At 64.1% G+C, this 12310-nt stretch carries 13 protein-coding genes and 1 tRNA gene; 5 read left to right on the forward strand and 9 right to left on the reverse strand.

Annotated elements, in window-relative coordinates; all coding sequences use genetic code 11:
- Positions 1 to 381: 381 nt before the first annotated feature.
- The 3 genes from PI246_RS11740 to PI246_RS11750 all read left to right on the forward strand — a co-directional run bounded on the left by PI246_RS11740 (position 382) and on the right by PI246_RS11750 (position 3904).
- Positions 382 to 1542: a phospholipase effector Tle1 domain-containing protein gene (locus tag PI246_RS11740; RefSeq protein WP_320551480.1), complete on the forward strand. Its 1161-nt coding sequence runs from the start codon at positions 382 to 384 to the stop codon at positions 1540 to 1542.
- A 66-nt stretch (positions 1543 to 1608) separates the two neighbouring features.
- Positions 1609 to 2172, forward strand: a complete 564-nt coding sequence (locus PI246_RS11745) for a hypothetical protein (RefSeq protein ID WP_320551481.1) — start codon at positions 1609 to 1611, stop codon at positions 2170 to 2172.
- Positions 2173 to 2185: 13 nt separating this feature from the next.
- On the forward strand, positions 2186 to 3904 hold the full coding sequence (locus PI246_RS11750; RefSeq protein WP_320551482.1) for a DUF2235 domain-containing protein: 1719 nt from the start codon (positions 2186 to 2188) through the stop codon (positions 3902 to 3904).
- Positions 3905 to 3950: 46 nt separating this feature from the next.
- Here PI246_RS11750 and PI246_RS11755 read toward each other — a convergent pair whose 3' ends face one another.
- Positions 3951 to 4622: an outer membrane protein gene (locus PI246_RS11755; protein WP_320551483.1), complete on the reverse strand. Its 672-nt coding sequence runs from the start codon at positions 4620 to 4622 to the stop codon at positions 3951 to 3953.
- Between the two features lie 311 nt (positions 4623 to 4933).
- On the opposite strand from PI246_RS11755, the gene PI246_RS11760 reads away from it, so the two are divergent.
- Positions 4934 to 6793: a M61 family metallopeptidase gene (locus tag PI246_RS11760; protein ID WP_320551707.1), complete on the forward strand. Its 1860-nt coding sequence runs from the start codon at positions 4934 to 4936 to the stop codon at positions 6791 to 6793.
- On the opposite strand, the gene PI246_RS11765 is transcribed toward PI246_RS11760, so the two are convergent.
- On the reverse strand, positions 6768 to 7316 hold the full coding sequence (locus PI246_RS11765; protein WP_320551484.1) for a hypothetical protein: 549 nt from the start codon (positions 7314 to 7316) through the stop codon (positions 6768 to 6770). The genes PI246_RS11760 and PI246_RS11765 overlap by 26 nt on opposite strands.
- Positions 7317 to 7566: 250 nt before the next feature.
- Between PI246_RS11765 and PI246_RS11770 the strand changes: the two genes are divergently transcribed.
- Positions 7567 to 7643, forward strand: a tRNA-Arg gene (locus PI246_RS11770).
- 25 nt (positions 7644 to 7668) lie between these two features.
- Here PI246_RS11770 and PI246_RS11775 read toward each other — a convergent pair.
- The 7 genes from PI246_RS11775 to PI246_RS11805 form a co-directional block, all read right to left on the reverse strand.
- Entirely contained in the window at positions 7669 to 8226 is a 558-nt protein-coding gene (locus tag PI246_RS11775; RefSeq protein WP_320551485.1) for a GNAT family N-acetyltransferase, read from the reverse strand.
- Between the two features lie 112 nt (positions 8227 to 8338).
- Entirely contained in the window at positions 8339 to 8512 is a 174-nt protein-coding gene (locus PI246_RS11780) for a DUF1328 domain-containing protein (protein WP_144916766.1), read from the reverse strand.
- 31 nt (positions 8513 to 8543) lie between these two features.
- Entirely contained in the window at positions 8544 to 8753 is a 210-nt protein-coding gene (locus PI246_RS11785; protein WP_320551486.1) for a CsbD family protein, read from the reverse strand.
- Positions 8754 to 9189: 436 nt separating this feature from the next.
- Entirely contained in the window at positions 9190 to 9783 is a 594-nt protein-coding gene (locus tag PI246_RS11790) for an ML domain-containing protein (protein ID WP_320551487.1), read from the reverse strand.
- Between the two features lie 108 nt (positions 9784 to 9891).
- Positions 9892 to 10719 carry an NADPH-dependent 7-cyano-7-deazaguanine reductase QueF gene (gene queF, locus PI246_RS11795; RefSeq protein ID WP_320551488.1) on the reverse strand — a complete coding sequence of 276 codons (828 nt, stop codon included), beginning with the start codon at positions 10717 to 10719 and terminating at the stop codon, positions 9892 to 9894.
- Between the two features lie 124 nt (positions 10720 to 10843).
- A complete protein-coding gene (locus PI246_RS11800; RefSeq protein ID WP_320551489.1) occupies positions 10844 to 11836 on the reverse strand; it encodes an aldo/keto reductase in 993 nt (330 codons plus the stop codon).
- Positions 11833 to 12273 (reverse strand): MerR family transcriptional regulator, encoded by a 441-nt coding sequence (locus PI246_RS11805; protein ID WP_320551490.1) that lies wholly within the window; start codon positions 12271 to 12273, stop codon positions 11833 to 11835. Before PI246_RS11805 ends, PI246_RS11800 begins: the two co-directional genes overlap by 4 nt.
- Positions 12274 to 12310 lie beyond the last annotated feature (37 nt).

Genomic DNA, 12310 nt, shown 5'->3' on the forward strand with positions numbered 1-12310 from the left:
TCTGGTGGGTATCGATAACTTTCCCCGCCGGCCCATGTGGCATGGACGTCGATCGATGGCGAGAAGCACGAGGCGGATGTCGATGTGGCCTCCATCTTTCGTCGTCAGGTGGTTCTTCATGGCGTTCCGCGAGGCGATATGGATGGCAGCGTCAGGCCGGAATCTCCAGCCATCATCGTCGTGGTGAATAACCGCGATTTGCTTGTTTACATGAGGCCTTTCATCTGGCTCAGGAAGAGGCGTGTGCAAGGTGATCCGTACAGTCAATTCAATAATGATCTCGTTCTTGCTTACAAGAAAACGTTCTAGGAGATGTTTCGCATGGAAAAACATAGGATGGGGCCCGAAGGGTCGCTGCTGGATGAGGTGGGGAGTCACGGGATGTCCGCCGCCGATGTTGAGCTTTATGGTTCCGCAGCAGCTAGCCTTTCGCTATTGAAGGTTCCCGTTCTTTTGCATGCAGAGAATCCTCACCAAAGGCTATTTTTTTCCTTTTTCGATGGCACAGGCAACGACGTGAATTCAGACGGGGAGCACGCCGCAAGCGTTGGCAAATTCGCGTTGCATTTGCTTGATAAGCCGTCCGACAAAAGAATCTTTCCGGCATACGTCGCTGGTCCCGGAACACAGCCTTTTTTCGTTCAAAAGGTTGTGGACGGAGCAATCGGCTACTCGTATTACGGGCGGCTGGAGCGGATGTATCGCGCTTTGGTCAAGCAGGCAGCCATTTGGGGCAACGATGACCCAGAAATTCAATTAGCTGTCGTTTCAGCCGGATTTAGTCGCGGCGCCGAGCAGGCGGCGGGCTTTACTCGCATGGTCCACGAGCGAGGCATCCAGACGAAAGGGGCTGACGGAACACATCAACTCATTCCCCCGGGGCAGATTCCGCAGGTCGTTGCCTTGTTCGATCCTGTCGGCACAGGACATCCGCACGCGCACGATCGGCGCCTTCCACCGTCAGTGGTTTCCGGCTTCCAGATCTATGCACGCGACGAGCGGCGCAACCTGTTTCCCGCCACCCAGATCATCCGTCCGGGGCTGTCGGCGGATGGACGCTTCCTGGGTGTGGTCGTGCCCGGGGCGCATTCCGATATCGGGGGCGGTTATCACGCCGATGGCCTGTCGGTGATCAACGGCAACCTCATGACCGATTTCATCAACGCGCACAGCGATGTGCCGTTGCTGGAACACCAGCCCGTGCCGCTGGACCCGTCGCGGTACGTCATCAGCCATCCCTGCGAACATGCGTTGTTCGAAGCCAAGCGAGGCCATGTGACGCCCGTGACCGCCATCGGTTTCGGCAAAGGCGCGCAGGGTGAGTTCTGCCCGGCCTTCCACGTCATGCAGGCGTTCGACGGGAACGTGGATGACGCCCGCACGCGTTGGGCGTCCTTCGACGCGTCGCAGGCCGTCATGCAGTCGGTGGGACAAACCAATGCTCCGCTGGAGGCGACCAACGAACACCTGCAGCAACGGCAGTTGGGCCGGGAGCATGAGCTTGCCCGGCAGCCCGATGTCGGTCTTTCGATGCGTATGTAGCGACACGTCGACAGAAGGGTTATCTGCGATGTCTTAGGGCGTTGTCATATTTTTAAGGAGATCAGGTTGAAGAAGGGATGGCGCGTTATTTCATTTTCGATGGGTATGGCTTTGGTGCTTTCTGGCTGTGCTGGCGGTTGGTGGACGGGTGCTGCGGCGAAGAATGGAGAATTCAGGTTCTCTGATCATCGATTTACGGCTCGCTGCTTCGATACGTTTGGATGTCGAGTCGACTACAACAATATGTACGTGGTCAAGAAGGACGATGAGGTTAGATCGGATGCCATGCAGAAGGGCGACCTCGATTGGTTCTCAGGCTATGTGCTTGGCATAGAGAACTTTCCTGCGCCCGCTCACGCCACGTGGAAGTCACTCGATGGCGCGACGCACACGGCGGATATCGATATGGCTTCGATATTCCGTCGCCAGGTGATTCTTCATAACGTACCGATTGAAGACATCGCCGAGAATGTGAAGCCACATAGTCCGGCGATTGTTTTGATCATCAACGACCGCGAATTGTCCGTCTATATGAAGCCTTTCATTCGACTGAAAAAGCCTGCTATTCCGGGCAATCCGCGTAGTGACTTCAACAATGACATTGTTCTGGCGTATCGAAAGGTATTTTAAGGAGAGTTTTTGCATGGAAAGACATAAGATTGGACCCGATGGCGCACGGATTGATGAGGTGGGTGGTGACCCATTGTCCATTTCTGATATAGCGATATACGAAGCGGCTGCGTATAAACTTTCTCAGATGAGAGTTCCATTGCTTTTGCGTCATGGAAACTCAAGAGAAAGAGTATTTTTCGCTTTTTTTGATGGGACGGGAAACGACTTGGTGTCGGATCGGGAGCACGCGACTAACGTCGGAAAGCTCACGTCGCAGATGCTCGATCCATCTCGGGATCGAAGGGTCGCTGTCGGCTACGTTGCTGGGCCTGGCACTCAGGCCAACCTGATCGGGCGCCTCGCGGATGGCGCCGTGGGATACACGTACGACGACCGCCTCAAAAAGATGTATGGCTATCTGGTTGATGCGGTTGAAGAATGGCGGCGAACGGATCCAGGAGTTGATATCTCTGTGATTTCAACCGGATTTAGCCGCGGGGCCGAGCAGGCGGCCGGTTTTACTCGCATGGTTCACGAGTTAGGTGTCCAGATAGGTGAGCGTGACGGAACACATCAACTCATTTCCCCAGGCACGATTCCCCAGGTCGTCGGCCTATTCGATCCTGTCGGCACAGGACATCCGCACGCGCACGATCGACGCCTTCCACCGTCAGTGGTTTCCGGCTTCCAGATCTATGCACGCGACGAGCGGCGCAACCTGTTTCCCGCCACCCAGATTATCCGTCCCGGGCAGTCGGTGGATGGACGCTTCCTGGGTGTGGTCGTACCCGGGGCGCATTCCGATATCGGGGGCGGTTATCACGCTGATGGCCTGTCGGTGATCAACGGCAACCTCATGACCGATTTCATCAACGCGCATAGCGAGGTGCCGTTGCTGGAGCGCCAGCCAGAGCCCTTAGATCCGTCGCGGTATGTCATCAGCCACTCGGACGAACATGCGTTCTTCTATCGGACATCTCACTTCACGCAGAACGGCGAACGCGACGTGCTCGGTGCCGAGGTCTCGCCGTCGAACTGCCGTCCGGTGATCTACTGCGAGCCACCGGCGCCGTTGGATCCCGCGCTGGCGGAACGGATCGCCAGTGCGCCCGTGTCGGCGCAAGAGCCCGCCGTACCCATGCAACTGGCGGATATCCATCTGGCGTCGCCGCGCACCGCTCCGATTGGGCAGCGCCAGGGCCGTTCCGCCGTGCAGGTATTTCCCGCGACGGATGGTGAAGCTTTCACCTTCACGCCGGGGCCGATGGCAGCGGATGCCTCACGCGTGACTGCGGTTCCGGATCGGTCCAACCCGGCGCTGCCGCGCAACGACCCGCGGCACGAACAGCACCCGGATCATCGGATGTACCAATCCATCTACCTCCAGATGGGCGAGCTTCACGCGCGGCACGGCATCGACCTGAGCAAGGCCCATCTGGAACGGGTCAGCGCCGCGGCGCTTGTGGAAGCTAAGCGAGGCCACATGACCTCGGTGACCGACATCGAGTTCGGCAAAGGCCCGAAGGGTGAGTTCCGGCCGATCCTCCACGTCATGCAGGCGTTCGACGGTAACGTGGATGACCCTCGCACGCGTTGGGCGTCCTTCGACGCGTCGCAGGCCGTCATGCAGTCGGTGGAACAAACCATCGCTCCGCTGGAGGCGGCCAACGATCACCTGCAGCAACGGCAGTTGGGCCGGGAGCAGGAGCTTGCCCCTCAGCCTGATGTCGGTCTTTCGATGCGTATGTAGCGATGCGTCGACGGGGAAGGTAGCGGCCTGCCTTCCCCGCGTGTCATTACCAGAACCGGTATTCCAGCGTCAGGCCAAGCAGGCCCACGTTGGCCGTGCGGCCGGGGTCCAGCGCGCTTTCGGCCTTGAAGCTGTAGCGATCGTAGCTGAGCGTGAGGCCGAGGTTTTCGTCGAAGTCGTAGCCAAAGCCCACGCCGGCGTACACGCGGTTGGTATGGGTCTGGTCGTGCATCGTCAGCGTCGAGGGCGGTGAGACGAGGAAGCCGCCGACTTCGGTGATGTCGTTGCGCGCGCGAAGGTGCGCCACGCCGACGCGCGCCGTCACGGTGAGGTCGTAGGGGAGATCCCACTTGCCGTTGACGCCGATGAGCAGGCCGTCGACCTTGGTCTTCTGGCGCACGTCGTATTGCACCGACGGCCCGACGTACTGGCCCCGCCAGCCGGGATTGCCCAGGTTGACGTAACCGCCTTCGACGCCGAACAGGAACGGCCGTGCCACCACCCAGCGGTAGCCGCCGAGCACGGTGAAGCCGGTGGTGTCGCCATCGTCCTTCGAGCGCGTCGCCGCGGGATCGCGGTCGATGTCGAAATGGGACGTGCCGCCGGTGATCGACACGAACGCGCCGGTCTGCGTGACGGACGCGGAGTCCGCCAGGGCGACGGCGGGCAGCGCGAGGAGGGCGACGGCGAGGGCCGTCGTGGAGATCGACTTGTGCATGGGGCTCCCTTGGTGACCCGATCCTGAGAATGAGGCGTGTCGCGGGCGCGCCCGCGGACGCCGGATTATAGGCGGCCTCGACGGCAACGCACGTGTCGGCGCCTGCCGCCAGGGCGCCGTGCCGTGACCATCGGCACACGACCGTGACCTCTGGCATGGGGCCCATCCGCCCCCCGCCGCTAGCATCGGTACCCTGCGCGAGCTCCCCGAGCCGCGCGCCGATCCGCTCGGAAGGGAATGGCCGGGCGCCTTTTGTTCCACGGGAGACCCCAGTGAAATCCACCCTTCTTGCTTCCGCGCTGCTGGCCGCCATGGCCGGCCTCGGCGCCTCGGCCGCCATCGCGGCCGACGATGTGCCCGCCATCCAGGACGCCGCGTTCAACGGCACCCTCAAGCTCGACGTCGACGCCACCGATACCGATCGCAAGATCCTGCGCGTCAAGGAAACCATCCCGGCGCAACCCGGCCCGCTCACCCTGCTCTATCCGCAGTGGATCCCGGGCCACCATTCGCCCACCGGCCCCATCGAGCAGTTCGCCGGGCTGGTCGTGCACGCCAACGGCCAGCGCCTGGAATGGAAGCGCGACGAGTACAACGTCTACGCGTTCCACGTCGACGTACCCGCCGGTGCCTCGTCGGTGGAGGTGGAGTTCCAGACGCTGACCCCGCAGGATTCGCGCGCGGGCCGCGTCGTGATGACGCCGGATATCGTCAACGTGCAGTGGAACCAGGTGGCTTTGTATCCCGCCGGTTATCGCGCCGACAAGATCCAGGTCGAGGCCACGCTGAAGCTGCCCGCCGGCTTCCAGTACGGGTCGGCCCTCGAGCAGGCGAGCAAGAGCGGCGACGTCGTCAGCTTCAAGCCGATCGATTTCGACGACCTCGTCGACTCGCCCGTCTTCGCCGGCCGCTACTTCAAGCGCGTGGACCTGGACCCCAACGGCCGCTCGCCCGTGCACCTGAACATCGTGGCCGACGACGCCAAGTCGCTGGAGATCAAGCCCGACGCGCTCGATATCCACCGCAACCTCGTCAAGCAGATGGACAAGCTCTACGGCGCGCGTCACTACAACCATTACGACTTCCTGCTGGCGCTCACCGACAAGCTCGGCGGCATCGGCCTGGAGCATCACCGCTCGTCCGAAAACAGTGCGGCCCCGGGCTACTTCACCGAGTGGGACAAGAACTGGCTCGGCCGCGACCTGCTCGCGCACGAATACAACCACTCCTGGGACGGCAAGTACCGCCGCGGCGCCGATCTGGCCACGCCGAACTTCAACGTGCCCATGGGCGACAGCCTGCTGTGGGTGTACGAAGGCCAGACGCAGTTCTGGGGCAACGTGGTCGCCGCGCGTGCGGGCCTGGTGTCGCAGGACCAGGCGCGCGATCTGCTCGCCTTCGTGGCCGCCACCTACGACAAGGGGCGCCCGGGCCTGTCCTGGCGCAACATCGAGGACACCACCAACGATCCGACGATCGCCCAGCGCCGTCCGCTTGCGTATCGCAACTACCAGATGAGCGAAGACTATTACTCGGGCGGCCAGATGGTGTGGCTCGACGTCGACACCAAGCTGCGCGAACTGACCAAGAACAAGCGCTCGCTTGACGATTTCGCCAAGGCGTTCTTCGGCATGAACGACGGCGACTGGAAGGTCAACCCATACACCTTCGACGACGTGGCGAAGACGCTCAACGGCATCGCTCCCTACGATTGGGCCAAGTACCTGCATGACCGTATCGACGGCCACAAGGGTGACCTGGAAGGCATCGAGCGTGGCGGCTGGAAGCTCGTCTACACCGACAAGCCGTCCGACGCGGTGAAGGCCGCCGAAGGGCGGCGCCACTACACCGACGTGACCTACTCGGTGGGCTTCGGCGTGTCGTCCAAGGGCGACATCTCCGACGTGCTTTGGGACGGCCCGGCCTTCAAGGCCGGCCTGTCGCCCGGCATGCACATCGTCGCCGTGAACGGCAAGGAGTTCGACGGCGATGCGCTGAAGAACGCCATCACCGACGCCAAGGGCACCTCGGCGCCGATCGAACTGCTGGTGAAGAACTTCGACCAGTACAAGACGATCCGCATCGACTACCACGACGGCCTGAAGTACCCGCACCTGGAGCGGGACAAGGGCAAGCCCGACTGGCTCAGCGAGCTGTACAAGGCGAAGTGACAAGGAAGAGGGCGCCGGGAGGCGCCCTCTTTTCGTCGCGGGGTTTCACCGGCAGGCCGTAGTCGGCGATGGTGACCTGGCGAATCACCAGGCGGCTTCCCTCCGTGCCCTCGATGCGGACTTCGTTCACCGTGGGATAGGGCCATCGGTTGGCGAGGGGGCACGTGCCCACGCCCAGCGCCACGCCGGGCTCGATCATGGCCGATTCGCAGACGTCTTCCCCGTCGAACTGGGTGGTGAGCAGCGCAGCGTTCGTCAGGCCGGTGCTGTCGAAATACAGGGTGAAATGGCTGTGCTCGCCAAGCGCGTGGCGCACCTGCATCACCAGGTCGGCGTCGTCGTCGAAGTGCGCGATCAGCTGGCGCGGATGCGTGGCGGACAGCGCCAGACGGCCTCCATCACCGATGCGCCAACGGGTGTGCCTGCTCTCGACGCAGGCGCCGCCGGGGTGCACGCGGGCCCCTTCGAACACGTCGTGCAGCAACGTGGCGCGAGGCATGACGATGACGGGCTTGCAGCGCATGGCACCTCTCCTTGTGCGGGCGGGTCCTTCGTCCTGAAGGATCGTGGACGACAGCATGCCCGCGTACCGGTGGGCCACGCCATGGGTGGTGCGGGGAAACGTGGCGTCGTTTCGGCAGCGCGCGATCCGGGCCTTGCCAGGCCTGGCAATTCGCGGGTTGCCGACGACAGCGGACCGGTAGGCCCGCCTCGGCGATCGCCGGACTAGGCCGGGTGCCGCAATCCGGCTACAATGCCGGTCCGCTATCTACGCGCCCGTAGCTCAGCCGGATAGAGTAGTGGCTTCCGAAGCCATTGGTCGGGGGTTCGAATCCCTCCGGGCGCGCCATTTTCCGCATCGCGATCCTCGCCTGTCAGGCGACGGGCCCGTCCGATCGCTCCCCCTCGTCGAGCCTCTTTCCCGTTCCGACGCGATAGCGCCGATACACGGTGTCGTCGTCGCCGCCTTTGGTCAGTGTGCCGGCATAGGTCATGCCGGCTGCCATGAGCACACGGGTCGAGGGCAGGTTGTCAGGATGGACCATCGCGTCGAGCGACAGGATGTCGAGCACGCCCGGCAGGCGGAGAACGAGCGCCTGCACGGCTTCACGCATGAAGCCGCGACCGAGAAAGGCGTCGCCCATCCAGTAACCGAGCCAACCCAGTCGCGTATCCACCGCATCGCGTCGCGCCCGGACCCATCCCACGGCCGTACCCGTGGCTTTCTCGACGATCAGCAACGGTAGCTGGGTGCGACGTTCGAAGGCGTCGCGCGCGTCGGCGATGCGTGCGAGGGCGTCGTGTTCGGTCAGGGGGAAGGGCCAGGATGTCCATCGGCCGACAGACGGCGTCACCAGGGCCACGAGTCGCGACGCGTCCATGGCGTGCGGGAGACCCAGCAGAAGCCGCTCGCTTTCGATCGTGTCGCTCACCCCGGTGGTCCGGTGTTGGATCCGGATGAGGCGCCATCTTAAGCGGCTGCCCTAACGAAAAACGCCCCGGTCGGTGGACCGGGGCGTTCGATCAGGCCAGACGCGATACCGGCTAGATGCGGGGACCGCGGCGCAGGCCGCCGAACAGCAGCGACAGGATGAACAGGATCAGGAACACCACGAAAAGGATCTTCGCGATGCTGGCGGCGCCCGCGGCGATACCGGTGAAACCGAAGATCGCGGCGATGATCGCGATCACGAAGAAAATGACGGCCCAATGCAGCATGAGGATGGCTCCTGGATAGGTTGAGAGGAAATCAGTACTGGCGGTCGATGTCGTTGCGGAAGGCGTGGATTTCTTTCTCCACGTCGTCCTTCGCCCTGCCGTAACGCTCCTGGATCCTGCCGGCCAGGTATTCGCTATTGCCCTCGGCGACGTCGAGATCGTCGTCGGTCAGTTGGCCCCACTTGGCCTTGATCCTTCCCTTGAGCTGTTTCCACTGGCCTTTGATGACGTCTTCGTTCATGACCTCTCCTTTCGATGCGTGACGCCCGCCGGGGCGGGTTGCGTGCATTCGACCATCGGGGACCTGAAAGAGTCGTCGTGGCTCGGTGAGTCGCCGCCTCACCGGTCTTTGTCACGATGCTCACGAAAATCCACCCTGTCCGGCGCTCACGCAGCCGTAGCCGAGCGCCCGACGCGCTCCGAGGGGGGCCGGTCATCGCGGATGGGCGGGGAGCATCCTGCGATCGGACCGGATGGTTCGATCCCGCGAACCGTGGCGGTCTTGCAACGTGGGAGCGCCAGAGCGCGTTGCACCAGGGCGGAGTCGCAGGGAGACCTTGGCGTCCACCCTCGCGGCGTGGGCAACATTGATGCGGCATCCCCGCACTTGCGCGATGAACCAAAAGAAAAGGCGCGGCCGGAGCCGCGCCTTCTGGGCGATGCGAGTGGACGAAGAGTTACTTCTTCTTGACCTCGAACGACTCGTTGCCCACGGCCTGGCCGTTGAGCGACACGACGACCTTGTACTTGCCTTCCGGCCACTCGTTCGGGTTCTGCACCTTGAACGTGGTGACGGCCGGGCCATCGGTGCTGATCGACTGGCTGATGTCGCTGACCGTGGTCGCGGTCTCGCCGTCCTGGAAGGTCCACTTCGCGTTCAGCGTCGCGCCGGCGCTTGTGCCGTCGGTGGCGACCGAGGCGTAGATCGTCTTTTCGTTCGGCGTGAACGTGGTCTTGGCCTTGGCGACCTTCTTGTCGTTGCCCACGGCGTTGCCGAGGGTGACCGACTCGACCTTCAGCGACTCGCTGGCGGCGGCCGGGGCAGCCGGTGCGGTGGGCTGGGCGGCCGGCGCGGCAGCGGCGGTGGTGGTGGCGGCCGGAACGACCGGAGCCGTCGCGGCATGGGCCGGGGCGGTGGCGGCGGCCGCCGGCGCGGTGGAGGCCGCGGCCGGGGCATTCTGCTGTTCGTCCTTCTTGCCGCAGGCGGTGAGGACCAGCAGACCGGCAACGGTGGCCGTGGCGAGAGCGGACGAACGCAAGGAAAGCTTCATGGGTGGGTTTTCCGGAATGTCTTAGGTCGAAAGGAGCGGCGCCGCCGCAGGTTACAGACTACACAACTAAAGGCAAGACCAATGAAGAGTGCATGAATGCCCTGTTCATCATTGACGGGCGCCGCGCGGGTTCGATGGGCGCGCGGCCGCGTCGGTGCTGCGGAAGGGGTTAATGTCCAGGCCGCCGCGGCGGGTGTAGCGCGCGTACACCGTCAGCTCTCGCGGCGCGCATCGCGCGCGCAGGTCCATGAAGATGCGCTCCACGCACTGTTCGTGGAATTCGGTGTGGTTGCGGAACGACACCAGGTAACGCAGCAAGCCCGCAGGGTCGATGGGGGCGCCCACGTACGACACCTGCACGCTGCCCCAGTCCGGCTGGCCGGTCACCGGACAATTGGAGCGCAACAGGTGCGACACGAGCACCTCGCGCACCTCACCGTCGCCGGCGCGAAGGAAATCGGCCCGGGGCGGCCCGTAGCAGTCGATGTCGATGTCCATCGCGTCGATCAGGTGGCCATCCGGTTCGCCGATGGGCGTGCCACGCAGGTCGTCCGGGGCGTGCAGGGTCACCTGCACCGGCCCGCCAGCGGTGGCTGAGAGGTCGCGCGTCAGCGTGTCGGCAAGGGCGGCGGGCGAGTCGATGCGCTCCTGGGCGAAGCTGTTGAGGTAGAGCTTGAACGATTTGGATTCGACGATGTTCGGCGTGGTCGCCGGGACGCGGAACGTCGCCACCGCCACCTGTGGCTTGCCGCGCGCGTCGAGCCACGACAGCTCGTAGCCGTTCCAGAGGTCTTCGCCATGGAATGGCAAGGCGGCGTCGTCGACGCCGATCTCGTCGCGCTTGCCCTGGCGTGGGATGGGAAACAGCAGGCTGGCGTCGTAGCGATCGGCGTAGACGGTGGCCTTGCCGAGCGGCGAATGTTCGGGAGACGGCATGAGGAAGGGGAAGGCAGGAACCGACGCCCATTATAGGGCGTCGGTCCCCGGAGACGGCAGGCGGGTGCGGCGAGGCGCACGCAAGGCGCATCGCGTCCCTGCGTTCGGCCCCTCGACACCTCTCTCAGCCATTGATCGTTCCCATCATCACCGCCTGGTAGCGGTCGCCTGCCGCTGCGTCCGGCGGGAACACCGCGTCGATCTGCGCGATCTCGTCCGGACTCAACACGACGTCCATCGCGTCGGCGTTTTCGTCCAGGTAGGGCACGCGCTTGGTGCCCGGGATGGGCACGATGTCATCGCCCTTGGCCAACACCCAGGCCAGCGCCAGCTGGCCGGCCGTGCACCCCTTGTCGGCCGCGATGCCCTTGACCTTGTCGACGAGGGCCAGGTTGCGGGTGAAGTTCTCGCCCATGAACCGGGGGTTGTGGCGGCGGTAATCGTCCTCGGCGAAGTCTTCCGGCCGGGTGATGGCACCGGTGAGGAAGCCTCGGCCCAGTGGGCTGTACGCGACCAGGGCGAGGCCGTGCTCGCGGCAGGCGGCCAGGGTGCCGGTGGTTTCCGGGTCGCGCGTCCACAGTGAGTATTCGCTCTGCAGGGCGGCGATCGGGTGCACCTTCACGGCGCGGGCGATGGTCGCCGCCGATGCCTCGGACAGCCCCAGGTAGCGCACCTTGCCCTCTTCGACCAAGCGGGCCATGGCGCCGACGGTCTCTTCGATCGGCACCTCGCGGTCGACCCGATGCTGGTAATACAGGTCGATGTGATCGGTCTTCAGGCGGCGAAGGCTGCCTTCCACGGCCGTGCGCACGTACTCCGGGCGACCGCTGATGCCGCGCCTGGACGGATCGTCGGGGTCACGCACGATGCCGAACTTGGTGGCCAGAAACACCGCCTCGCGACGCCCCTGGAGGACACGGCCGATCAATGCCTCGTTCGTGTGCGGTCCGTAGGCGTCGGAGGTGTCCCAGAAGGTGATGCCCCGTTCCAGGGCGCGCTCGAGCGTGGCGACGTTCTGCGCATCGTCGCCACGGCCGTAGAACTCGCTCATGCCCATGCAGCCCAGGCCCTGGGCCGAGACCTGGGGACCGTTCCTGCCGAGGGTGCGTGTCTTCATGCGTGTTTCCTTGGGTTCGAGGGGGCGGAAGCCGTGGCGGGTGACGCCGCGGCGGGGGAAGGCGTGGCGTCGGCGTACATCGATCCGTACAGGGCGATCTTCTCGTCGATGCGGACGATGGTTTCGTCCAGCGAGGCCCGTTGCTCGCGCAGGTGGGCGGCATGGCGCACCAGCAGGTCGCCGCGCTGGCGGATGCTGTCGGGCGTATCGCCCTCGCGGCGCAGCCGCACGTACGCCTGGATATCGCGCATGGGCATGCCGGTGGCGCGTAGCTTGAGCACGAACTGGATGAAACGCATCTCGATGTCGCCGTAGACGCGCTGTCCGCTGCGTCGTGGCACCGGATCGATCAGGCCGATCTGTTCGTAGTAGCGCAGGGTGTGGGTCGTCAGGCCGGTGGCCAGGGCGGCCTCGGCGATGGTCATGGCGGTAGGCATGACGGGAAGCGTACGACTTCGAGTGCGCTCGAAGTCA

Origin of the sequence: Luteibacter sahnii, from assembly GCF_034063545.1 — a bacterium.
GTDB classification, from domain to species: Bacteria; Pseudomonadota; Gammaproteobacteria; order Xanthomonadales; family Rhodanobacteraceae; genus Luteibacter; species Luteibacter sahnii.

Bases quoted from the DNA above. Each gene is read 5' to 3' on its own strand.
- PI246_RS11765 (WP_320551484.1), bottom strand. From the start codon at position 7,316: ATGCGCTGCAAGCCCGTCATCGTCATGCCTCGCGCCACGTTGCTGCAC.
- PI246_RS11740 (WP_320551480.1), top strand. From the start codon at position 382: ATGTCCGCCGCCGATGTTGAGCTTTATGGTTCCGCAGCAGCTAGCCTT.
- PI246_RS11785 (WP_320551486.1), bottom strand. From the start codon at position 8,753: ATGAACGAAGACGTCATCAAAGGCCAGTGGAAACAGCTCAAGGGAAGG.
- PI246_RS11760 (WP_320551707.1), top strand. From the start codon at position 4,934: ATGGCCGGCCTCGGCGCCTCGGCCGCCATCGCGGCCGACGATGTGCCC.
- PI246_RS11750 (WP_320551482.1), top strand. From the start codon at position 2,186: ATGGAAAGACATAAGATTGGACCCGATGGCGCACGGATTGATGAGGTG.
- PI246_RS11780 (WP_144916766.1), bottom strand. From the start codon at position 8,512: ATGCTGCATTGGGCCGTCATTTTCTTCGTGATCGCGATCATCGCCGCG.
- PI246_RS11805 (WP_320551490.1), bottom strand. From the start codon at position 12,273: ATGCCTACCGCCATGACCATCGCCGAGGCCGCCCTGGCCACCGGCCTG.
- queF (WP_320551488.1), bottom strand. From the start codon at position 10,719: ATGCCGTCTCCCGAACATTCGCCGCTCGGCAAGGCCACCGTCTACGCC.
- PI246_RS11755 (WP_320551483.1), bottom strand. From the start codon at position 4,622: ATGCACAAGTCGATCTCCACGACGGCCCTCGCCGTCGCCCTCCTCGCG.
- PI246_RS11790 (WP_320551487.1), bottom strand. From the start codon at position 9,783: ATGAAGCTTTCCTTGCGTTCGTCCGCTCTCGCCACGGCCACCGTTGCC.
- PI246_RS11800 (WP_320551489.1), bottom strand. From the start codon at position 11,836: ATGAAGACACGCACCCTCGGCAGGAACGGTCCCCAGGTCTCGGCCCAG.